Annotated in this window: 20 protein-coding genes; 11 read left to right on the top strand and 9 right to left on the bottom strand. The window is 71.9% G+C overall.

What is annotated here, in order from left to right; genetic code table 11:
- The first annotated feature begins 146 nt into the window (after nucleotides 1–146).
- Together HUO13_RS01530 and HUO13_RS01525 are read left to right on the top strand one after the other, a co-directional pair.
- Nucleotides 147–2,615, top strand: a complete 2,469-nt coding sequence (locus tag HUO13_RS01530; protein WP_211899729.1) for a LuxR C-terminal-related transcriptional regulator — start codon at nucleotides 147–149, stop codon at nucleotides 2,613–2,615.
- 98 nt (nucleotides 2,616–2,713) lie between these two features.
- Entirely contained in the window at nucleotides 2,714–3,178 is a 465-nt protein-coding gene (locus HUO13_RS01525; RefSeq protein ID WP_211899728.1) for a nucleoside deaminase, read from the top strand.
- A gap of 80 nt (nucleotides 3,179–3,258) precedes the next feature.
- On the opposite strand, the gene HUO13_RS01520 is transcribed toward HUO13_RS01525, so the two are convergent.
- A complete protein-coding gene (locus HUO13_RS01520) occupies nucleotides 3,259–4,323 on the bottom strand; it encodes an alpha/beta hydrolase (protein ID WP_211899727.1) in 1,065 nt (354 codons plus the stop codon).
- Between the two features lie 191 nt (nucleotides 4,324–4,514).
- Between HUO13_RS01520 and HUO13_RS01515 the strand changes: the two genes are divergently transcribed.
- Nucleotides 4,515–5,072, top strand: coding sequence for an NADPH-dependent FMN reductase (locus HUO13_RS01515; protein WP_211899726.1), 558 nt, complete (start codon nucleotides 4,515–4,517; stop codon nucleotides 5,070–5,072).
- A gap of 76 nt (nucleotides 5,073–5,148) precedes the next feature.
- Nucleotides 5,149–5,640, top strand: coding sequence for a Dps family protein (locus HUO13_RS01510; RefSeq protein ID WP_211899725.1), 492 nt, complete (start codon nucleotides 5,149–5,151; stop codon nucleotides 5,638–5,640).
- Between the two features lie 113 nt (nucleotides 5,641–5,753).
- Here HUO13_RS01510 and HUO13_RS01505 read toward each other — a convergent pair whose 3' ends face one another.
- Both HUO13_RS01505 and HUO13_RS01500 read right to left on the bottom strand, forming a co-directional pair.
- Nucleotides 5,754–6,050 (bottom strand): hypothetical protein, encoded by a 297-nt coding sequence (locus tag HUO13_RS01505; RefSeq protein ID WP_211899724.1) that lies wholly within the window; start codon nucleotides 6,048–6,050, stop codon nucleotides 5,754–5,756.
- A 72-nt stretch (nucleotides 6,051–6,122) separates the two neighbouring features.
- Nucleotides 6,123–6,614 (bottom strand): MarR family winged helix-turn-helix transcriptional regulator, encoded by a 492-nt coding sequence (locus tag HUO13_RS01500; RefSeq protein WP_211899723.1) that lies wholly within the window; start codon nucleotides 6,612–6,614, stop codon nucleotides 6,123–6,125.
- A 105-nt stretch (nucleotides 6,615–6,719) separates the two neighbouring features.
- On the opposite strand from HUO13_RS01500, the gene HUO13_RS01495 reads away from it, so the two are divergent.
- Nucleotides 6,720–7,646, top strand: coding sequence for an NAD(P)/FAD-dependent oxidoreductase (locus tag HUO13_RS01495; protein WP_211899722.1), 927 nt, complete (start codon nucleotides 6,720–6,722; stop codon nucleotides 7,644–7,646).
- An 85-nt stretch (nucleotides 7,647–7,731) separates the two neighbouring features.
- Here the strand turns inward: HUO13_RS01495 and HUO13_RS01490 are convergent, their stop codons facing one another.
- Nucleotides 7,732–8,805: an aspartate-semialdehyde dehydrogenase gene (locus HUO13_RS01490; protein WP_211899721.1), complete on the bottom strand. Its 1,074-nt coding sequence runs from the start codon at nucleotides 8,803–8,805 to the stop codon at nucleotides 7,732–7,734.
- On the bottom strand, nucleotides 8,805–10,070 hold the full coding sequence (locus tag HUO13_RS01485) for an aspartate kinase (protein ID WP_211899720.1): 1,266 nt from the start codon (nucleotides 10,068–10,070) through the stop codon (nucleotides 8,805–8,807). The genes HUO13_RS01490 and HUO13_RS01485 overlap by 1 nt, the downstream gene beginning before the upstream one ends.
- A 288-nt stretch (nucleotides 10,071–10,358) precedes the next feature.
- On the opposite strand from HUO13_RS01485, the gene HUO13_RS01480 reads away from it, so the two are divergent.
- The 3 genes from HUO13_RS01480 to HUO13_RS01470 all read left to right on the top strand — a co-directional run bounded on the left by HUO13_RS01480 (nucleotide 10,359) and on the right by HUO13_RS01470 (nucleotide 13,596).
- Complete coding sequence (locus tag HUO13_RS01480; protein ID WP_249124384.1) at nucleotides 10,359–11,600, top strand: glycosyltransferase family 39 protein; 1,242 nt, start codon at nucleotides 10,359–10,361, stop codon at nucleotides 11,598–11,600.
- Nucleotides 11,601–11,616: 16 nt separating this feature from the next.
- The gene (locus HUO13_RS01475; protein WP_211899719.1) at nucleotides 11,617–12,273 is read left to right on the top strand and encodes a nitroreductase family protein; all 657 of its coding nucleotides are present in this window, start codon (nucleotides 11,617–11,619) and stop codon (nucleotides 12,271–12,273) included.
- 237 nt (nucleotides 12,274–12,510) lie between these two features.
- Nucleotides 12,511–13,596, top strand: coding sequence for an aminotransferase class V-fold PLP-dependent enzyme (locus HUO13_RS01470; protein WP_249124383.1), 1,086 nt, complete (start codon nucleotides 12,511–12,513; stop codon nucleotides 13,594–13,596).
- Nucleotides 13,597–13,641: 45 nt separating this feature from the next.
- Here the strand turns inward: HUO13_RS01470 and HUO13_RS01465 are convergent, their stop codons facing one another.
- Genes HUO13_RS01465 through HUO13_RS01455 form a run of 3 tightly spaced genes read right to left on the bottom strand, consistent with a single transcriptional unit; the run spans nucleotide 13,642 to nucleotide 15,180 of the window.
- Complete coding sequence (locus HUO13_RS01465; RefSeq protein ID WP_211899717.1) at nucleotides 13,642–14,451, bottom strand: alpha/beta fold hydrolase; 810 nt, start codon at nucleotides 14,449–14,451, stop codon at nucleotides 13,642–13,644.
- Between the two features lie 12 nt (nucleotides 14,452–14,463).
- Complete coding sequence (locus tag HUO13_RS01460) at nucleotides 14,464–14,838, bottom strand: hypothetical protein (RefSeq protein WP_211899716.1); 375 nt, start codon at nucleotides 14,836–14,838, stop codon at nucleotides 14,464–14,466.
- A 60-nt stretch (nucleotides 14,839–14,898) separates the two neighbouring features.
- A complete protein-coding gene (locus HUO13_RS01455) occupies nucleotides 14,899–15,180 on the bottom strand; it encodes a hypothetical protein (protein WP_211899715.1) in 282 nt (93 codons plus the stop codon).
- Nucleotides 15,181–15,448: 268 nt separating this feature from the next.
- On the opposite strand from HUO13_RS01455, the gene leuA reads away from it, so the two are divergent.
- Nucleotides 15,449–17,239, top strand: a complete 1,791-nt coding sequence (gene leuA, locus HUO13_RS01450; RefSeq protein ID WP_211899714.1) for a 2-isopropylmalate synthase — start codon at nucleotides 15,449–15,451, stop codon at nucleotides 17,237–17,239.
- 242 nt (nucleotides 17,240–17,481) lie between these two features.
- Here the strand turns inward: leuA and HUO13_RS01445 are convergent, their stop codons facing one another.
- Entirely contained in the window at nucleotides 17,482–18,165 is a 684-nt protein-coding gene (locus HUO13_RS01445; RefSeq protein WP_211899713.1) for a DedA family protein, read from the bottom strand.
- Nucleotides 18,166–18,994: 829 nt separating this feature from the next.
- Here HUO13_RS01445 and HUO13_RS01440 point away from each other — a divergent pair.
- The gene (locus tag HUO13_RS01440; protein ID WP_249124382.1) at nucleotides 18,995–19,156 is read left to right on the top strand and encodes a hypothetical protein; all 162 of its coding nucleotides are present in this window, start codon (nucleotides 18,995–18,997) and stop codon (nucleotides 19,154–19,156) included.
- Nucleotides 19,132–20,772 (top strand): hypothetical protein, encoded by a 1,641-nt coding sequence (locus HUO13_RS01435; RefSeq protein ID WP_211899711.1) that lies wholly within the window; start codon nucleotides 19,132–19,134, stop codon nucleotides 20,770–20,772. Before HUO13_RS01440 ends, HUO13_RS01435 begins: the two co-directional genes overlap by 25 nt.
- Nucleotides 20,773–20,846: the final 74 nt, after the last annotated feature.

Below are 20,846 nucleotides of genomic sequence, written 5' to 3'. Positions count from 1 at the left end.
GCAAGTCCGAAGATCAGAAGAGAGGTGGCCGTTCAGTTCCGATCGGCCACCAGCTACAACAGAACCCGGCACTACTGGTGAGTAGACCGCCGGACCCGCCAAGCGGTTGCACGACCCACCGGTACGGCATTCGAGAAGGAACGCGCTTGAACCACCCGACGAACCCGCAGGCCGCATCGCCGGCCGGGGTGCACGCAGCAGGGCTGCGGGCTGCCATCGCGGCCGAGCCCGCCGCTCCGGTGGTCGCGGGGATCCAGGGCGCAGGCGGATACGGCAAGAGCGCATTGCTGTCCCAGCTCGCCGGGATCTACCAGGCCGCGGGCATCCCCGTGTCGTCGTCACCGGAGGCGTCGCAGGACGGGGCGCACCTCGTCGACGACGCGCACCTGCTCGACGACACCTCGCTGTACGCGCTGCGCGCGATCGCCGAGAAACCCGGCGCCCGGGTCGTCGTCGCCTACCGCCCGGGACCGCGCTCGCACGCGCTTTCCGAACTGGTCGCCACCCTCGGGGCGCCGGTGCTGCTGACCGGTCTCGGCCGCGACGAGGTCGCCCGCGGGCTCCCCGGCCAGGCGTCGCGGGAGTGGATCGACTGGCTGATCGAGCAGACCGGCGGCGTGCCGCGGCTCGTCGGGCGCGTCACCGGCACGATCGAACCGTCACAACTCGGGGACAGGACGCTGCCCCGGCTCGCGCTGGAGCAGTTCCGCCACGACTTCGACCAGCTCGGCGAGCACGCGCGGGCGTGCGTGACGGCGATGTCGGTCGGCGCCGCCCCGCACCCGGAGGTGCTCGCCTCGGTCCTCGGGCTCGACCCGGGCCACGTCGCCGGAGCGCTGGCGTCGGTGCGTTCGGGCGGCCTGGTCGACGACCACGACATGCCGTGGCCGATCGTGCGCGCCGCCGCCCAGCTGCTGACCCCGCTGGAGGTGCGGCTCGGCATCGTGCGATGGCTGGTCGACGCGCAGCTCGCGCGCGGCGGGCCGGTGCTGCCGCTGGTCCGCCCGCTGCTCGGCGCCCGGGTCGCGCTGCTGCCCGAAGCGACGCTCTCGGCCGCCTTCGAGAAGGGCGGCGACGAGGCGCTGGCCGAAGCGCCGGAGCTGGCGGGCCGCCTGTTCGACGCGGCGGTTTCGGCGGGCGTCCCGGAGCCGCGGGTCGCGGCCCGCCGCGCCCGCGCAGCCGCCGCCGCGGGGCGGCTGGACGAGGCTCTGCGGCTGGCCGACCAGGTGATCGTCGACCCCGCCGTCCCCGACCGCGCACTGGGCGTGCAGGTCGCGGCGAGCGTGCTGGCCCACCGCGGGCTGCTCGCGCAGTCGGCCGACCTGTGCGCGTGGTCCGTCGACAATTTGCGCTGGTCCGGCGACACCGCCTACGCCGCGGTCGGGCTGGTCGGTACCGGGCGGCTGCGCGAAGCCGACGAGCTGCTTGGCTCGCGGCGCGAGTCCGGCCCGCCCACCTCGCTCTCCGGCGCGGCGGCGAAACTCGCCGACGGCGTGCGCGAGTCGGTCACCGGCGCCGCGACCAGCGCGCTGTCCACGCTGGTCAGAGCCGCCGCGCTGGCCGACCCGGTCGGGCCGGGGGTGATGCTGCCCGACAGCCCGGCCGCCATCGCCGCCACCGTCGCGCTGCACTGCGGCGAACTCGAGGTCGCCGAGTCGTCGCTCGCCAAGGCCGTCGAGTCGGGCAGCGGCGGACCGCTGCTCGAGGCGCGGCACCGGCTGCTCGCCGCATGGGTGCCGCTGATGCGCGGCGACACCGTGACCGCGCGGCAGGCGCTGGGCTCGGTGCCCGCCGAGCTCGCCGCCCGCGACCGGCTGCTGGCCACCGCGCTGCACGCCGGCATCGCCGGACGGGACAACGACATGACCGCCCTCACCGCGATCCGCGGCCAGGCGCGGCAGGCCGCCGCCGAGCACTCGCCGGACCTGTTCTGCCTGCTGCCGCTGGGCGAGCTCGTGGTCGCGACCGCCCGCCTGCACGACCAGGACTGGCTGGCCCCCTACCTGCACGAGGCGCAGGCGCTGCTGCGCGGGCTCGGCAACCCGCCGCTGTGGACGTCGATGCTGACCTGGAAGTGCCTGCAGGCGGCGGTGGTCGTGGAGGACATGGACTCCGCCGCGCGGTACGCCGCCGACCTGGGCGAGACCGCCCACCACAACCCGATGTCGGCGGCGATGGCCGAGGCCGCCCGGACGTGGCTGCGCGTGCTGGACGGGCAGGTCGACCAGGACGAGGCCGAGCGGGCCGCCCGCGGCCTGCACGCGGCGGGCCTGACCTGGGACGGCGCCCGCCTCGCCGGTCAGGCCGCGATCCGCACCGCCGACCGCAAGGCCATGCTCGCGCTGCTGGAGTGCGCCCGCGCGCTGCAGGGCAAGCAGCCCCGGCCGCGGGCGATGTCGGCCAACGCGGGCGACGGGGAACTGCTCAGCGACCGCGAACGCGAGGTCGCGCAGCTCGTGCTGGCCGGGCTCACCTACAAGCAGGTGGGCAAGCGGCTGTTCATCTCGGCCAAGACCGTCGAGCACCACATCGGCCGCATCCGCCAGCGCCTCGGCTGCCAGAGCCGGGAGGAGCTGCTCGACCGGCTCCGGGAGCTGGTCGGCTCGGAGGCGTAGCGCCCGCTGCTGGAGCCGGCCGTCTCCCGCTGCGGCTGCGCGGCGACGCCGCGCACACCCGCGCGAGACTGGGAGCACCGCCGACCCCGGGAGGGACCGTGACCGACGACGACCTGCGGCACCTGCGCCGCGCGATCGAGCTGAGCGTGCTGGCCCGCGAACGCGGTGACGAGCCCTTCGGGTCACTGCTGGCCGGCCCCGACGGCGCTGTGCTCGCCGAGGACGTCAACACCGTGCACACCGACCGGGACATCAGCGCGCACCCCGAGCTCAAGCTCGCCGTGTGGGCCGCGCGGCACCTCGACGCCGCCACGGCCGCCGCGACCACGATGTACACGAGCTGCGAGAACTGCGCGATGTGCTCGGCGGCGATGGTGTCCTCCGGACTCGGCCGGCTGGTCTTCGCGCTGGACGGCAGGCGGCTGGCGTCCTTCCGGGGGGAGCAGCGCCCCGGGCTGGACCTGCCCGCCGCCGAGGTGTTCGCCAAGGCCGCCCGAACCATCGCGGTCGAGGGACCGCTGCTGGCCAAGGAGGCCCTGGTCGCGCACGAGGGTTACTGGTGAGAACCGCAGCGCTAGCGCTCAGTCCGACGCGCCCCCTGGCGTCGCGGAAGGTCAGCCGCGCGGTGCCAGTGCCCGGCTGATCAGACGCGCAGCGCCAGCGCGGCACGCAGCGTGCCCGCGATCTCGAACATGGCCTCGCCGAAGCGTCCGCCGGCGGGCCGCATGTTGGCGAAGCCGTGGATGAGGTCGTCGAAGCAGCGGTCGATCACCGGGACGCCCGCTTCCGCCAGGCGCTCGGCGTAGGCGCGGCCCTCGTCGCGAAGCGGGTCGAAGCCCGCGGTGACCACGTAGGCCGGGGGAAGCCCGGTCAGGTCGTCGGCCAGCAGCACCGACAGCCGGTGGTCCCCCCGCTCGCCGACGTCCGGCGCGTAGTGGTCCATGAACCAGTCCATGTCGCGGTCGGTGAGCAGGAAGCCCTCGCCGAAGAGTTCGCGGGAGCGGCGGCGCTTGGTCGCGTCGACGGCGGGGTAGAGCAGCAGTTGCAGGCTCGGCTTGGGCAGGCCGGAACGGGCAGCGTGGTAGGCGACCACCGCCGCCAGGTTGCCGCCCGCGCTGTCGCCGCCGACCGCGATCGCTCCCGGCGAGCTGCCCAGCGCGGCGGCGTTGTCCACCGCGTAGCGGTAGGCGGCGAGCGCGTCGTCGAACGCGGCCGGGAAGCGGCTCTCCGGGGCGAGCCGGTACTCCACCGCCAGCACCCTGACGCCGGCGTGCTTGGCCAGGAAGCGGCACACGTCGTCGTGGCTGTCCAGGTCGCCGATGACGAACCCGCCGCCGTGGTAGAAGACCAGCAGCTCACCGGGTTCGGTCAGCTGGTGCGGCCGGTACAGCCGGGCGGCCAGCTCGCCGGTGGCGCCCGGCACCCTGCGTTCGCCGACCGACACGCCGCTGACCGGCGCGTGCGGCAGCAGGTGGGTCGACTGCAGCATCGCCGCCCGCGCGATCTCGACGGTCGGCGCCGAGAGGTTCCGGTTGCCGCTGAGGTGCTGCAGCTTGAGCAGCAGCTGCGCGTCGAGCGCGAGCTCGCCGCCGTCGATGCGGATCGGCGGGCCCGCGATGGCCCGGCGGACCGGTTGGGGCAACGCGAGGGCGGTGCGCAGCGCGAGCGCCTGCGCCTGGAGCGCTACTCGTTCGATGGCCTTCGGCATGAGCGAACCTTCCCGGGCGAGAACAGTCGAAATGGAGGTTACCCGCAAGTAGCGTGGCGCGCGGCACTGCCGCCGCGCGACTCCCCGGCCCCGGCACCGGCGGTTTTGACTTCGACCTCGCTGGAGGTCGTAGCGTGTCCCGCGTCCCGATGGGCGGACGCGTCGGGGACGCTGATGGAAGGATTTCGTGCATGACGTTGACCGTGGTGGGTATCGGCGGGTCGGTGCGGCCCGACTCGCAGTCCGAACGCGCGATGCGGGCGGCCCTGGCCGGGGCCCGCGACGCCGGCGCCAAGGTCCGCGCGATCACCGGCAACGACCTCGCCCTGCCGTTCTACGACCCGCAGGTGCCCGAGCGCACCGAGAACGCGATCGAGCTCGTCGAGGCCCTGCGCGCCGCCGACGGCGTGGTCATCGCCTCCCCCGGCTACCACGGCACCATCTCGGGCCTGATCAAGAACGCCCTCGACTACGTGGAGGACCTGCGCGGCGACGAGCGGGTCTACCTGGAAGGCCGCGCGGTCGGCTGCATCGGCGTCGCCTACGGCTGGCAGGCCACCGTCACGACGTTGCAGGCGCTGCGCTCTGTGGTGCACTCGCTGCGCGGGTGGCCCACGCCGCTCGGCGCGGCGGTGAACTCGGCGGAGACCCAGCTCGGGCCGGAGGGCGAGAGCGAGGACGAGAAGGTCACCCGGACGCTGCGCACGATCGGCCAGCAGGTGGTGGATTTCGCGAACAGCCGCAGGTGAACTTCGGGCGCAGGTGGGTATCCCCTGGGCAAGGCTGACTGCCAACCACCGAGCTCGCTACGGAGGTATCCGCCCCATGGCCACGAAGACGGCTGCCAAGGCGCCGATCACCAGCGCACTCAACGACTCCGACCGCGACGTCACCGGCAAGGCCCTGCAGGGCACCCTGCTCGACCTCGTCGACCTGCACCTGGTCGCCAAGCAGGCGCACTGGAACGTCGTGGGCAAGTTCTTCCGGGACGTGCACCTGCAGCTCGACGAGCTGATCGACACCGCACGGTCGTTCGCCGACGACGTCGCCGAACGGGCATCGGCCATCGGCGTCTCCCCTGACGGCCGGTCGAGCACGGTCGCGTCCGGTTCGGGCCTGCCGACGTTCGAGGCGGGCTGGAAGAACGACCGCGAGGTGATCGAGTACATCGTCTCGGCGCTCTCCGAGCTGATCAGCCGGGTGCGCATGCGCATCGACGAGACGGACAAGACCGATCTGGTCACCCAGGACCTGCTCCTGAGCATCGCCGCCGAGCTGGAGAAGTCGCACTGGATGTGGCAGGCCCAGCTCGCTTGAAGCCCCCGGGTGGGCTTCAAGTGGCTCGCCAGAGCCACTCGCGCGAAGCGGATTCGCATCTCGGGCATCGTCGGCGACCGTCCCCGGCGGTCGCCGATGAGGCGCGCCCGGAGTCAGGCCGAGCGCCTGACCAGCGCGTCGAGGTCGAGTTCCAGCTCGAACGGGTGGACTGTCTTGAACATCCCGCCTCCGCGGAAGTCCACCTCGTAGACCTCGCCGATCAGACGGCTCGCCGTCAGCTTCACGACGTCGTCGATCTCCAGGACCCAGTAACCCTGGATGCCCGCCGCGGCTTTCGGGCTCACCTGGAGAACACCTTCCTGCAGTTCGTACCGGCGCGAACCGTCCTCCGGAAGCTCGTCGAACTCCTCGATGGTCAACAGGTGGTCGGGACACGAGATCGGGGGCATGTCTCGAAAGTCCCCGGAGCCTTCGCCGATCGCCACGGATCAACCACACAAACACACGTTCGAGTGCCGAATTCACTCCTCGAGCTGCGCCTCCATCGCCTCCGCGAAGCGGGTGAGCGCTTCGACCACGCGCTCGCGATCCGCTCCGAGGCCGGCGAGCAGCCTGCCGTGGGCCTCCAGCTCCCGCGGGAACAGGTCGTCGATGACCTCCTCCCCCTCCGGCGTCATGCGGATCAGGGCCGCGCGCCGGTCGGCGGGGTTGGCGGCACGGGTGATGAGCCCGCGCTTCTCCAGCTTCGCCAGGGTCTTGCTGATGCCCGCGCGCGACATGCCCAGGCGGGCGGCGAGGCGGGCAGCGGTGACCGGTTCGTCGGCGTGACGGAGCGGGACCAGCAGCTCGACCTCCGCGATGGTCAGCGCTGCACCGTCGTAGAGGTCCTCGACGGCCCGGTCGAGCAGCACCCGCACCCGCTTGACCAGCGCGACCACCTCCATCGGCGAGGTGTCCAACTCGGGGTTGCGCTCGCGCCAGAGCTCCACCGTGCGCGCCTGCAGCGGCAGCATGATCACACCACACTTTGTTAACCAGCGAACTACCTGTTACCTTTTCCAGCCTAGATCACGCCGTGGCCGCCGGGAAAGCGGCCGGAAAAGCCTGGGGAGGAATAGATGGACGCGACCCGGTACGACGCCGTGGTGCTCGGGGGTGGCGCGGCGGGCCTGTCGGCCGCGACGCTGCTGGCCCGGTCCCGCCGGCGGGTCGTGGTGGTCGACGCGGGAGAACCGCGCAATGCCCCGTCCGCGCACCTGCACAACTTCCTGTCCCGCGACGGGATGGCCCCCGCGGAGCTGCTCGCTGCCGGACGGCGCGAGCTGGCCGGGTACGGCGGCGAGGTGGTCGAGGGACTGGCGGTCGCCGTCAAGCACGCGGAGCGCGGCTTCGCAGTGCGACTCGCCTCCGGCGCGGACCTGAGCACACGCGGGGTGCTGGTCGCCACGGGGCTGCGGGACGAGCTGGCCGAGATCCCCGGCCTGCGCGACCGGTGGGGCGACACCGTGCTGCACTGCCCCTACTGCCACGGGCACGAAGTGCGTGACCAGCCCATCGGGGTGGTGGGCGGGGACAACCGTCCGTTCACCCTGCACCAGGCCGCGCTGGTGCGGCTGTGGTCGGACGACGTGACGTTCTTCCCGAACCGGATCGCGCTCGAAGCCGGGGAGCGCGAGCGGCTGACCGCCTGGGGCGTGCGCGTCATCGACGGCGACGTGGCGCGGCTGTCAGCGCGCGACGGGCTCACCGTCGAGCTGGCCGACGGCCGTGAGGTGGGGAGGAAGGCGGTGTTCGTGGGCCCGCGCTTCGTGCCGAACGACCGGATGCTCACCGAGCTGGGCTGCGAGGTCGGCGACGACGGCTGGGTAACCACCGACGCCTCGGGCCGCACCAGCGTCGCCGGGGTGTGGGCGGCGGGCAACGTCGTGGACTCCCCGGCGCAGCTCGTCAGCGCCGCGGGCGCCGGCTCGACCGCAGCCATCGCGCTCAACCACCACCTGCTCGCCCAGGACGTCGAACGCGCCGGCGCACTGACGAGGGCCTGAACGGCGAACGGCGTCCTCCTCCCGCCGGGGATGAGAACGCCGTTCGCCGTGAAACCCGCCCGCGCACCGCGTGGGACGTCGGTGCCTACTTGCCCGCCGCGAGGGTCTCCGCGATCTCGTAGGTGTTGAGCGCGGCCCCCTTGCGGAGGTTGTCACCGCAGACGAAGAAGTCCAGCGTGTTCGGGAAGTCCAGCGCCTGGCGCACCCGGCCCACGTAGGTCGGGTCGCCGCCGACGACCGCCGCCGGGGTCGGGAACACGCCGTTGTCCGGGTCGTCCTGCAGGACGATCGACGGCTGCGAGCCGAAGACCTTGTGCGCCTGGTCGATGGTGACCTCCCGCTCGAAAGTGGCGTGCACCGCCAGCGAGTGGGTGGTCAGCACCGGCACCCGCACGCAGGTGGCCGACACCTTCAGCTCCGGGATGCCCAGGATCTTGCGGGACTCGTTGCGGACCTTGAGCTCCTCGGAGGTCCACCCGTCGTCCTTGCGGGAACCCGCCCACGGCACCACGTTCATCGCCAGCGGCGCCTTGAACGGGGTCTCCTCCGGCAGCCCGGCCGCCGACAGCGCCTCCGCGACGTCACCGCCGCGCACGCCGACCTGCTTGCCCGCAACCGCCGAGACCTCGGCGTAGAGGCGGTCCACGCCTTCCTGCCCGGCGCCGGAGGCGGCCTGGTAGGAAGCGACGACCAGCTCGCGCAGGCCGAACTCGCGGTGCAGCGCACCGAGCGCGGCCATCATCGACAGGGTCGTGCAGTTGGGGTTGGCGATGATGCCCTTGGGCCGCTCGTGCACCTTCGCGGCGTTGACCTCGGGCACCACCAGCGGCACTTCGGGATCCAGCCGGAACGCGCCCGAGTTGTCGACCGCGATGGCGCCCCGCTCGGCGGCCACCGGGGCCCACTGCGCCGAGATCTCGTCCGGCACGTCGAACAGGGCGATGTCCACCCCGTCGAACGCCTCCGGCGCGAGCGCGACGACGGTCCGCTCCTCACCGCGCACGGTGATCTTCTTGCCCGCCGAGCGCGGCGAGGCGATCAGCCGGATCTCACCCCACGGCACCGAGGACCGGTTGTTGATGATGTCGATCATGACGGTGCCGACCGCGCCGGTGGCACCCACGATCGCGACGGTCGGGCGCGCGTTCTGCTCGGCCATCAGCGACCACTCCCCGCGTAGACGACGGCTTCCTCGTCGCCACCGAGCTCGAACGCCGCGTGCAGCGCCCCGACGGCGTCCTCGAGCTGGGTGTCACGGATCAGCACCGAGATCCGGATCTCGGAGGTGTTGATGATCTCGATGTTCACGCCGGCCTGCGACAGTGCCTCGCAGAAGGTCGCGGTGACGCCGGGGTGCGAGCGCATGCCCGCGCCGACCAGCGAGACCTTGCCGACGTGGTCGTCGTAGACGACCTGCTCGAAGCCGAGCTCGTCCTTGATCTTCTCCAGCTCGGTCACCGCCAGCGCGCCGTTGCTGCGCGCCACGGTGAAGGTGATGTCGGTGCGGCCCGACGCGGTGCCGGAGACGTTCTGCAGCACCATGTCGATGTCGATCTCGGCATCGGCGATCACGCGGAAGATCCGCCCCGCGATACCCGGGTTGTCCGGCACACCGCGCACGGTGACCTTGGCCTCCGACCGGTCGTGCGCGACGCCGGTGATCATCGCCTGTTCCACGGAAAGGTCCTCCACACTGCCGGACACGATCGTTCCGGACTTGGGTGAGTACGAAGAGCGGACGTGCAGGGGCACGCCGTAGCGGCGGGCGTATTCGACGGCGCGCAGGTGCAGCACCTTCGCACCGGTCGCCGCCATCTCGAGCATCTCCTCGTAGGTGATGCGGTCGAGGTGCTTGGCATCAGAGGCGATGCGCGGGTCCGCGGTGTAGACGCCGTCGACGTCGGTGTAGATCTCGCACACGTCGGCGTTCATCGCGGCGGCCACCGCGACCGCCGTGGTGTCCGAGCCGCCGCGGCCGAGCGTCGTGATGTCCTTGGTGTCCTGGGCGACGCCCTGGAAACCGGCGACCAGCACGACCTGGCCCTGCTTCAGGGCCTCCTGCACCCGGCCGGGCGTGACGTCGATGATGCGGGCGTTCTGGTGGGCGGAAGTGGTGATCACACCGGCCTGGGAGCCCGAGAACGAACGGGCCTCGGCGCCGAGGGCCTCGATGGCCATCGCGACCAGGGCGTTGGAGATGCGCTCACCGGCGGTGAGCAGCATGTCGAGCTCGCGCTCCGGCGGGGCCGGGTTGACCTGCTGGGCGAGGTCGAGCAGCTCGTCAGTGGTATCTCCCATCGCCGAGCACACGACGACCACGTCATTGCCCGCCTTGCGGGTCTCGACGATGCGCTCTGCGACCCGTTTGATGCGATCGGCACTCTCGAGTGAAGAACCGCCGTACTTCTGGACGACGAGCGCCACGTGAAAAAACCTCCTCGGGCCGTGCCTCGCAAGGCTGCGGTCGCCCCGGGTGCGGGTTGTCCCCGCACTGACGCCGGATGGACGAAGAGCGCCGCCGAAACCGGCCGTGACCGGCGCCGGAGGTACCCCGCGACCCGTGGAGAGCAGCTCGGCCCGAACGGCCGAAGCGGCCTCTACCAGGTCGCTCCGCTGCCGGTACAGCCTACCGAATCGTTACCGCCTCGCCCTACTCCGGCAACGTGGGACTAGCCTGGGAGGCCGTTTTGTCGACAAGTTCGGAGGCGCGCGGTGCCCACCTCCCCGGGAGCCCTGGACCCGCAGCGGCGCAACACCGCGGAAACAGTCCGCAACCAGCAGAAACGTCCCGGTGACCACTGGCCCGCCGCCGTCCGGGATGCGCTGCGCGAACACCGCCGCGGACTGCTCCTGGTGGCCCCGGGTGTGGTTTACCTCGCAATCCGGTTCTTCGGCCTGCTGGTGCTGGCGTGGCTGTCGGCGGCCAATGACGAATCTCTCTCCGACAACCTCGGCGCCTGGGACGGCGAGTGGTACCTGGAGATCGCCGAGCACGGCTACGGCGGGGTCGACCCGGGCATGGTCGACGGGTTCGGCAACCGCTACCCGGAGACACCGCTGGCGTTCTTCCCCGGCTACCCGCTGCTGGTGCGGCTGGTCGGCCTGCTCCCGGGCGTGAGCATGCTCGGCGCGGCGATCACGGTGAGCCTGGCGTGCGGCGTGGTGGCCGCCTACGGCCTGGCCCGGATCGGCAGGCGCTTCGGCGGCTCGGAGGGAACCGGGCTGCTGCTGGTGGTGCTGTTCGCGGCGGCGCCGATGTCGGTCGTGCTGTCCATGGCCTACTCGGAGGCGCTGTTCTGCGCGCTGTCCATCTGGGCGCTGATCGGCGTCGTCGAGCGCAAGTGGCTGCTGGCCGGTCTGTGCTGCGCCGGGGCCGGGCTGGTGCGGCCGACCGCGGCCGCGCTGATCGCCGTGGTCGGGCTCGCGGCCCTGATCGCCATCGTCCGGCGGCGGGAGCTGTGGCGGCCGCTGCTGGCGATGCTGCTCGCGCCCGCCGGGATGCTCGCCTACGTCGGCTGGGTCGGGTTGCAGACCGGCAAGCCCGGCGGCTACTTCGACCTCCAGCAGCGCGGCTGGTCGTCGGCCTTCGACGGCGGCGCGCGGACCTCGGAGTTCGTCGTCGAGACGCTGACCTCCGACAAGTCGGTGCTGGAGACCTTCACCGCCTGGATAGTGCTGGCCGCGCTGGTGCTGTTCGTGCTGTGCCTGCGCTACCGGATGGCGTGGCCGCTGGTGGCGTTCGCCGCGGCGGTGCTGGTGCTCGACCTCGGCTCGGACGGGCTGATGTACTCCAAGGTCCGGCTGATGCTGCCGGCGTTCCCGCTGCTGGTACCGGTGGCCATCGGACTGGCCAACCGGCGCACGACGACGGCGGTCTGCACGGCGGTGCTGCTGGTCTGCTTCGGGTCCTGGTTCGGGGCCTACTCTCTGACCGCATGGCCCTACGCGATGTGACATCGGGAGGCGCTCGATGACCGCTGACGAACGCGCGCACGCCCGCTCCGCCGAGCCCGGGAGCCCGGCCGGTCCCGCGGAGTCGGCCAAACCCGCGGACTCCTCGGTCCCCCTGCACCCGCTGATCGCCGAGCGCTGGAGCCCGCGGGCGCTGGACCCGGCGGTGGAGCTGACCGACGAGCAGTTCACCGCGCTGTTCGAGGCGGCGCGCTGGGCCCCCTCGTGGGGCAACACGCAGCCGGCGCGCTACATCGCGGGCAGGCGGGGCGAGGGCACCTTCGACCGCATCCACGCCACGCTCTCGCGCGGCAACCGCGGCTGGACCGAACCCGCGGCGGCGCTGGCCATCGGCGTGGCGCGGGTGGTCGGCGACGAGGGCGAGCCGATGCCCTACGGCGAGTACGGGCTGGGGCTGGCCAGCCAGAACCTGGTGCTGCAGGCCGTGGCCGAGGGGCTGGTCGCGCACCAGATGGCCGGTTTCGACCGCGACGCGGCGCGCGCGGAGTTCGCGATCCCGGGCGAGTTCGAGCCTATGGTGGCCATCGCGGTCGGCGGCTACGGCTCGCCCGCGGAGCTGCCGGAGCGGCTGCAGGCCAAGGAGGCCGCGCCACGCGCCCGCAAGCCGCTGTCCGAGCTGGTGTTCACCGACACCTGGGGCGAGGCGCTGTTCTGACCCGTGCACCGGGCGTGTCGATCACACCCCGGGCTCTGCCCGCTGGCCGACCCGCCATCATGCCGAACGGCCCAGCCAGGCGGCTCCGAACGCACCATGAATTCATTTGAGACTTGAACCAAGATGGTGAAATGGACACTTACCGTAGGGTAATGGAGTAATACTTCACTCGTGTGGACGAGCACGCGACCTGCAGCGACGGCACTCGACAGTGCCGATGCCCTCGCGGGTCTGCGTGTGCGCTACGAGCTTCCCCCTGGCCTGATCCGGCTCGACGGCAACAGCGGTGGCGCGGCTCCGAGCAGGACCAGCGCCCGGCTCCGCAAGTTCGCCGAGCACCGCTGGATGGAGAGCTGCGCACGCCGCTTCGCCCCGGACTGGGAGCTGGAGGCGCGCACGTGCGCCGCGAAGCTGGCCCGCCTCATCGGGGCCGGCGAGTGCGAGCTGACCGTGGCCGAGACGACGTCGGTCAACCTGTTCAAGGCGCTGGTGGCGGCCTCCCGGCTGCGCCCGGAGCAGCCCGCGTTGGCCGTCGGCCGGGACTGCTTCGCCAGTGACCACTACCTCGCCCGCTCCGCGGCCGCCTACACCGGAACCGAGCTGCTGCTGTTCGACGACCTGGCGGAGCTGCCCTTCGACCGGCTTGCGGTGGTGGCCCTGTCGCACACCGACGTCCGGTCCGGAGCGGTGCGCGACCCGGTGGCCACGACGGCGGCCCTGCACGAGCAGGGCGTGCTGGTGCTGTGGGAGCTCAGCGAGTCGGCCGGTGCGCTCGACGTCGACCTGCACGCCTGGAACGCCGACCTCGCCGTCGGCTGCGGCCACCGCTACCTCGGCGGCGGCCCCGGCGCACCGGCCTACTGGTTCGTCGCCGAACGCCACCAGCGTGAGCTGGGCGGGCGCGACCGCAGCTGCGACGGCGTGCTCACCCAGACCGCGTCGGGCTTCAGCGGAGCGCCGTCGACGCTGGCGCTGTCGGAGCTGCGAAACGGGCTGTCGATGCTGGACGGGGTGTCCGGCGCCGAGCTGGAAGCCAAGACCAACGGGCTGGTCTCGCTGTTCGTCGACCGGCTGCTGCGCGCGCCCGGCGTCGAGATCGTGCCGCCCAGACGCGGCAGGCGGCGCGGGCCGCAGGTGAGCCTTCGCCACCCGCGGGCCCAGCTCGTGGTGGCCGAGCTGTTCGCGAGGGGCGTGGTGGTCGACTTCGTCGACCCGGACGTGCTGCGCTTCAGCTTCGCGCCGTCGTGGCTGCGCTACATAGACGTGTGGGAGGCCGCCGAGGTCGTCCGCGAGGTGCTGGAGCAGCTCGACCGCGAGGGCTGAGCGGCTGTCTTCGACTCGCCTTGCTCGGCGGTTCCGGTGCGGACTTCAGAGGCGCCCGCGGCGGAGGTCGGCCAGGAACTCCGAGAGGGCCGAAGCGACCGCCGCGGCGAGGTCGTCGGCCGTGCGGAGATCGGCGGAGAACGCCGCGGGCACCAGTCTCGCCCTGGGCATGACCTCGGCGATCCTGGCCGCGAGCGCGGTCGGGTGGCGCTCGTCGATCCCGGGGAAGACCAGCGTCGGCGCGGTGACCGCGGCGACCTCCTCCACGGTGCGGAACGACCGGTCGCGTCCGATCGCCGCGGCGGCCGCGACGCTCGCGGGGTCCGACCGCGGTATGGCGTCGCGGACCAGCCCGCCGATGACCGGCGCGAGCGCAGGCAGGATCGGCTCCCACGCCGCCTCGACCCCCTCGGTCCGCACGCGCTCGGCGAAGGCGTCCATGAAGGCGGTCTCGGCGCGCTTCGCCTCGTCGTCCTCGATGTCCTCGACGCTGATCAGGACGGTGCCTGCCACCCGGTCGGCGTGGGCCGCGGCGGTCCTCATGGCGACGGTCGCGCCCAGGCCGGTGCCGCCGACCACCGCGCGGTCGACGCCGAGGTGGTCGAGCAGGTCGACCACGTCGTCGGCGTAGCGGGCCCAGGTGTGGCTGGCGGGGTCGGCGCAGACCGACCGGCCGTAACCGCGCACGTCGGGCACGACCAAGGCGCTGCGGTCGGCCAGGCGGCGGGCGAGCGGCAGCAGGCTGCGGTGGTCCGGTCCTCCGCCGTGGAGCAGGACGACCGTCGGCCCGTCGCCGACAGCGGTCGCGTGCAGGAGCACACCGTCGCCGGCGCGGTAGCTGAACTCGCCCGCCATCCGCGCCCCGGCTCAGCGGGCGAGCAGCCGCAGGATGCGGACCGCGATGGAGGTCGCGACCAGCCAGAACAGCGCCGCGATGCCGTAGTTGAGCAGGATCGCCAGCTGCGGGTCCTGCGGCACGAACAGGTCGGAGAAGCCCAGCGCCAGCGGCTGCGCCCAGTCCGCGACGAACCGCGTGATGCCGTTGTCCGGGTTCGCGCCGCCGATCGTCAGCACCACGTGCAGCGCGAGCAGAGCCGCCGCGAGCGTGCCGATCCAGCGGACGACCGCGATCAGCGCGCCTGCCACCCGGACCCGCGCCCGCGCGGCGTCGAACGACCGGTGCCTGCGCCGGCGACCGCCACCGACCTCGTGGGTGCCGGCCGCGGAATCACTCTCGGACATGTGCGGAGTGTTGCACGCCGGACCTACCCGCCGGTAGCCCCGCGCCCGGACGGCGCCACCTCAGCCGAACACGCGGGCCAGCAGACCGGCGACCAGCACCCAGAAGACCGCGGCGAGGCCGAAGTCGGCCATCACCTGCAGGACCTGGTTGCCCGCGTCGAGCATGCCCGGGAAGAACAGCGCGAGCGGCTCCGCCGCCTGCCGCACCGAACCGGCGAGCCCGTTCTCGGTGGGGAACCCCGTCAGGACGAAGACGATGTGCAGCACCAGCATCGCGGCGATCACGAAACCGGCGCCGTTGATCAGCGAAGCGACACCGGACCGACCTCTCTTGGCAGCCATGATCCCAGTCTGCCCGGTCACACCCGCGTGCTGAACACCGCAGCTCGCGGCCGTCCGGTGCCCACCATCTGGGACGACGGCTTGCACACCGGCCCACGGTTGCGGTTAGCCTGGGTCCGTGGCACGCGTTCTCCTGCTTCGCCGCCGCGACGGGGTCTGATCAGACCGGCCCCTCGTCGCGGGGTACGAACGCGCCGGTCGGCAACCGATGGAGCCCCGGTATCCGCAGCACCCCGCGGCAGCGAACAGAGCAGGAGTTTTCCCCGCGATGAGCATTCCCCCTGAACCTCAGACCCCGATCTCCAACCGCGTCCGCAGGCCCTCGCGCCCGGCGCCCGCCGACCAGCAGCCCTGGAACCCCCAGCTCGGCAGCTCGATGCCGTTCCACCGCTACCGCCCGTTCCACGAGCTGGTCGAGGACGTGCGCCTGCCCGACCGCACCTGGCCGGACAACCGGATCACCCGGGCCCCGCTGTGGTGCGCGGTCGACCTGCGCGACGGCAACCAGGCACTGATCGACCCGATGTCGCCCGCGCGCAAGCGCCGAATGTTCGACCTGCTGGTGCGGATGGGCTTCAAGGAGATCGAGGTCGGCTTCCCGGCGGCCAGCCAGACCGACTTCGACTTCGTCCGCGAGATCATCGAGGACGGCGCGGTACCCGACGACGTGCGCATCCAGGTGCTCACCCAGTGCCGCCCGGAGCTGATCGAGCGCACCTTCGCGGCCCTGGAGGGCGCGGCGAAGGCGGTCGTGCACATCTACAACTCCACCTCGATCCTCCAGCGCCGCGTGGTGTTCCGCGAGGAGCGCGAGGGCATCAAGAAGATCGCCACCATGGGCGCGGAGATGGCCCTGGAGTTCGCGGGCAAGTACCCCGACACCGACTTCCGCTTCCAGTACTCGCCGGAGTCCTACACCGGCACGGAGCTGTCCTACGCGGCCGAGGTCTGCGACGCGGTCACCGAGATCTGGCAGCCGACGCCCGAGCGGCCGGTCATCCTGAACCTGCCCGCGACCGTCGAGATGGCGACCCCCAACGTCTACGCCGACTCGATCGAGTGGATGCACCGCAACCTGTCCCGCCGCGACTCGGTGCTGCTGTCTCTGCACCCGCACAACGACCGCGGCACCGGCATCGCCGCCGCGGAGCTGGGCTACCAGGCGGGCGCGGACCGCATCGAGGGCTGCCTGTTCGGCAACGGCGAGCGCACCGGCAACGTCGACCTGGTCGCGCTGGGCATGAACCTGTTCAGCCAGGGCATCGACCCGCAGATCGACTTCTCCGACCTGGACTACATCAAGCGGACCGTCGAGCACTGCAACCAGCTGCCGGTGCACGAGCGGCACCCGTGGGGCGGCGAGCTGGTCTACACGGCGTTCTCCGGCAGCCACCAGGACGCGATCAACAAGGGCCTGAACGCGCTGCGAGAGGAGGCCGCCAAGGCGGGCGCCGAGGTCGACGCGCACCCGTGGGAGGTCCCGTACCTGCCGATCGACCCGAAGGACGTCGGCCGCAGCTACGAGGCCGTGATCCGGGTGAACTCGCAGTCCGGCAAGGGCGGCGTCGCCTACATCATGAAGACCGAGCACCAGCTCGACCTGCCCCGCAAGATGCAGATCGAGTTCTCCAAGCTGGTGCAGGCGCGCACCGACTCGGACGGCGGCGAGGTCACGCCGGACCAGATGTGGGCGGTGTTCTCCGACGAGTACCTGGGGGCGCGGACGCCGCTGGAGCTGGTGCGCCAGCGCCTCGACGGCGAGGCGGGCGACGAGACGATCAGCGCGACGGTGGTCGTGGACGGCGACGAGCGCGAGATCACCGGCCGCGGCAACGGCCCGATCGCGGCGTTCGTCGACGCGCTGAGCACGGTCGGCTACGACGTGCGGGTCATGGACTACAGCGAGCACGCCCTGACCGCCGGTGACGACGCCCTCGCCGCTGCCTACCTGGAGTGCGCGGTCGGCGACGACGTCCTGTGGGGCGTTGCCATCGACAGCTCGACGGTGAAGGCGTCGCTGCACGCCATCGTGTCGGCGGTCAACCGCGCCAGCCGCTGACCGCACCCGGACTCCGAGACCGAACGGCCGGTCGCCCGTCCAGCCCGGACGGGCGACCGGCCGTTTTCGCGTCCGGACAGTTCCCGGCAAGCAGCGATCGGCGTCCGGGCAGGCAGCGCTTGGTGGTCGAGGACGCAGCCGCCGGCTTCGCGGCCGGGGTTTCAGCCGTGGGCTTCGCGTCCGAGGCCGGAGCCGTGGGCGGCTCGATGGCCTTTGGGGGCGGCCAGGGACGGCCTCTCTTGCTAGGCCTTCTCGGTCCCGCTGAGAGCCTCCGCGGCCTCTTCCGGGGATGCGTCCGCGTTGCCGTCGGCCTCGGCGGCCTCCTCGGCCTCGACGGCGCGCTCGGTGCGGTGGCGGACGTAGAGCGTGATCGCCACGCCGATCACGACGGTGATGAGCAGCGCGACCCACGAGAACCGCTTGATCCAGTGCTCGGCGACCACGCCGAACAGGTACGCGACGGTGGTGACGGTGCCCGCCCACGCGATGCCGCCGGTGGCGTTGGCCAGCAGGAACTTGCGGTACTGCATGCCGAGGATGCCCGCCAGCGGTCCGGCGAGGATGCGCAGGAGCGCGACGAACCGGCCGCCGAAGACGGCCCACGCGCCCCAGCGGTCGAACGCGCGCTCGGCGGCGGCGATCCGCTTCGGGCCGAAGTGCTTGGGCATGCGGCGGCCGAGGCGGGTCAGCAGTCCTCGCCCGTACTTCTTGCCGACCGCGTAGCCGACCGAGTCGCCGATGATCGCCCCGGTGGCGGCGATGCAGCCGAGCAGGACCGGATTCACCATTCCCTGCGACGCGGCGACACTGGCGGAGACGAGCAGGATCTCGCCGGGGAGCGGGATGCCCACGCTCTCCAGCCCGATGATCAGCCCGACCGCCAGGTAGATCGCGACGGGCGGGATCGACTCCAGCCACTCAATCATGCATTTTGCCCGTTTCGCCCATTTGATTCCGAATGCCGTCGCCCGGTCGGCGGACGGCGACTGCCGCCAGGGTACGGATGCCGCCCCCGATGACACCGCGCGTCCGACCACTCCGCCTCGGCCGATCGGCCATTTCGTGCGCACGCCCGCACGAATGTGACACTGCTCACTCCGACTCGCGCGAACCACCGCCGGCCCGCGGTTCGTCCGTTTTTTCCGCGCCACCACCGGAAAAACGCGCGCGCCAGCCCCCGAATTACGGAACTGAAGCGTCCGAGTCGACGAATTCACTCGACCAAAGATGGTAGTGCCGACTCCTCCGGCACCTTCACACTCAAGCACGTCGCGATGTGCGGCATGCAGATTCAGCGACGCCCCTGGGGATACGGGAAACGGGGGAGCGGCCGGAGCAGGTTTCGGGGACCGTCGGGGTCCGGTCGCTTTCCCACCCTCGATCCGCGCCGAGCGGCCTTCGAGACGCGCACCGCCCCTCCGAATCCGCGGCGAGCGACCCCACGAGACCGGTGGGAAGCCCTCGATCCACGGCGAGTCAAGTCAGCCGTTCCGGTATTGCCGCAGCGCACCGACCGTGCCGGATTTCGGCGTCTCAGCTGCGCTACGCGACGCTTCCACCGCTCCGGGCTGTGAAGCGCCACTCCACCCGTTAGGTGTAGTCAGCTTGAACGCGGTGCGGTCCGCACGGTTCAGTCAATCCCCGAGACGCTGCACGGATCGACCCGCTGGAGTGGAGATGTGGCCCACCGAGGACCCGATGGAACAGCTCCGATGGCGGATACCGTGCACCAACCCCGCAGCCGAGAATCGCAGGGTGACCGTCCTGGTCATGGGTGACCGGGTGGCCGTGGTGGTGCCGCCGGCCCAGATCCTGGTCTTCGAACCGGACGAGGCCGACGACCTCGCCGCACTCCTGGACAACGCGGCTGAATTCGCGGGGGAGGAATCGGCGTGGGCCTCATCGACACCGATCTGAGCTTCGACCCGAAGGACCCCTACTTCCCCGCCCCGGGCACCTACGGCGTCGAGTGGGGCGTCCAGGTGTTCACCGAGGACAACGGCTACGCCATCCACGCGGGCTGCGCCTACGTCCACGAGACCGACCGCGTCAGCGTGCACAGCGACCGCTTCGCGCTGTTCGGCCAGCAGACCACCGTCGACGCGGGCGTCCTCGACGCCGAGGTCGTCAACCGCGATGGCGTGCTGGAGTGGTCGATCAAGGTCCGCCACACCGAGGCCGTGAAGGCCGTGAAGCTGATGCTGCGCGGTCTGCCGCCGGAGCAGCTTCGCGCCGGGTGGTGGACGCCGAACACCGGCCGCGGCTGGGCGCACGGCGTCAACGGCCACCGCATCCAGCTCGAGTACCCCGGCCCGGACATGGCGACGGCGTGGCTGGCGGTGGGCGACGAGGCCGAGTGCTCGACGCTGAGCATCCGCGATCCGCGGGTCCGGCGGCAGATCGTGCACGTGCGGCATCCGCGGTACTCGCCGGTGCCCATCGTCGAGGTGGTGCACGTGACCTCGGCCAACACCCGCTCGCAGACCTACCGCGTGCCGCCGGTCCGGCTGCGCGTCCGCGCCAGCAGTGCCGTCGCCGACCAGGACCTCGACGACCACCTCGCGTTCGTGGAGAAGGCGCACGACCTGCGGCCGTGGGAGACCCGGCCCGACGTACCGGACTGGATGCGCCACACCGCGCTGGTCGTGACCCTGCACGGCCAGCACTGGACCGGCTACGTGTTCAACACGTTCCCGCAGATGGAAGAGGCGCTGCGGTTCGTCACCCAGCACATCGAGGGGCACCGGGTGCTCGCCTACCTGCCCGGCTGGGAAGGCCGCTACTACTACGCGTATCCGCAGTACCGGCCCGGCCCCGACCTCGGCGGCGACGAGGGCTTCGCGGCGCTGGCCGCCACGGCGCGGGATCTCGGCGTGCGGCTGATGCCGATGTTCGGCGGGCACGGCGCGAACGTGAAGCAGTACCCGAAGTGGGAAGACGCGGTGCTGCGCAACGACACCAACCGCTACGTCGAGCTGCTCAACCGCCCGGACTGGGACACCGACCGCGTCGGCGAGGGCGACCAGGTCTTCCTCAACCCGGGCGAGCCGGGATTCCGCGCGCACCTGGTCGAGTCGATTTCGGCGATGGTGCGCGAGTTCGGCGTCGACGCGGCGTTCCTGGACACCCTCGGCTACTGGTTCAACGACCCCCGCTACGACGTCATGGAGGGCTGCCGCCTGCTCAAGGCGGAACTCCTCCAACGCCACCCCGACCTGCTGCTCGCGGTGGAGGGCTGGTGGGACGCGCTGTCGGCGCTGTTCCCGCTCGGCCAGCACTGGTTCGGCACCGACCGCGACATCCGCAAACCGCGCGTGCTCACCCGCTACGCGCGCACGACGGGACACCTGGCGGAAGGCACACCGGGGCCGGGCAGCACCGGCGTGCACGAGAAGGGCTTCGTGCCCCGGCCTCCGGACACCTCGCGCGAAGGTCACATCCCGGTCCTCGGCATCGTCGACGACACGCTGCCGACCCACGCCGAGGAGGTCGCGGCGATCTGCCGCTGGGCCAGGGACAACGGACCCCGCTAGCGGCCCCGCCCTGGCGGCGAGTGCTGTCGGCAGGCGCGGGGAGGAACGCCAGGGCGTTCGGCTTCTGCGCCGAT

It is taken from the genome of Saccharopolyspora erythraea, from assembly GCF_018141105.1.
GTDB classification, from domain to species: Bacteria; Actinomycetota; Actinomycetes; order Mycobacteriales; family Pseudonocardiaceae; genus Saccharopolyspora_D; species Saccharopolyspora_D erythraea_A.
The sequence above is the reverse complement of the archived record's forward strand: the minus strand, read 5'-3'. Positions and strand labels throughout refer to the sequence as shown.

Excerpts from the sequence above, each read along its gene's own strand:
- HUO13_RS01465 (WP_211899717.1), bottom strand. The coding sequence starts at position 14,451 with ATGGCGGGCGAGTTCAGCTACCGCGCCGGCGACGGTGTGCTCCTGCAC.
- HUO13_RS01445 (WP_211899713.1), bottom strand. The coding sequence starts at position 18,165 with ATGATTGAGTGGCTGGAGTCGATCCCGCCCGTCGCGATCTACCTGGCG.
- leuA (WP_211899714.1), top strand. The coding sequence starts at position 15,449 with ATGAGCATTCCCCCTGAACCTCAGACCCCGATCTCCAACCGCGTCCGC.
- HUO13_RS01495 (WP_211899722.1), top strand. The coding sequence starts at position 6,720 with ATGGACGCGACCCGGTACGACGCCGTGGTGCTCGGGGGTGGCGCGGCG.
- HUO13_RS01475 (WP_211899719.1), top strand. The coding sequence starts at position 11,617 with ATGACCGCTGACGAACGCGCGCACGCCCGCTCCGCCGAGCCCGGGAGC.
- HUO13_RS01500 (WP_211899723.1), bottom strand. The coding sequence starts at position 6,614 with ATGCTGCCGCTGCAGGCGCGCACGGTGGAGCTCTGGCGCGAGCGCAAC.
- HUO13_RS01520 (WP_211899727.1), bottom strand. The coding sequence starts at position 4,323 with ATGCCGAAGGCCATCGAACGAGTAGCGCTCCAGGCGCAGGCGCTCGCG.
- HUO13_RS01455 (WP_211899715.1), bottom strand. The coding sequence starts at position 15,180 with ATGGCTGCCAAGAGAGGTCGGTCCGGTGTCGCTTCGCTGATCAACGGC.
- HUO13_RS01510 (WP_211899725.1), top strand. The coding sequence starts at position 5,149 with ATGGCCACGAAGACGGCTGCCAAGGCGCCGATCACCAGCGCACTCAAC.
- HUO13_RS01505 (WP_211899724.1), bottom strand. The coding sequence starts at position 6,050 with ATGCCCCCGATCTCGTGTCCCGACCACCTGTTGACCATCGAGGAGTTC.
- HUO13_RS01515 (WP_211899726.1), top strand. The coding sequence starts at position 4,515 with ATGACGTTGACCGTGGTGGGTATCGGCGGGTCGGTGCGGCCCGACTCG.
- HUO13_RS01460 (WP_211899716.1), bottom strand. The coding sequence starts at position 14,838 with ATGTCCGAGAGTGATTCCGCGGCCGGCACCCACGAGGTCGGTGGCGGT.
- HUO13_RS01490 (WP_211899721.1), bottom strand. The coding sequence starts at position 8,805 with ATGGCCGAGCAGAACGCGCGCCCGACCGTCGCGATCGTGGGTGCCACC.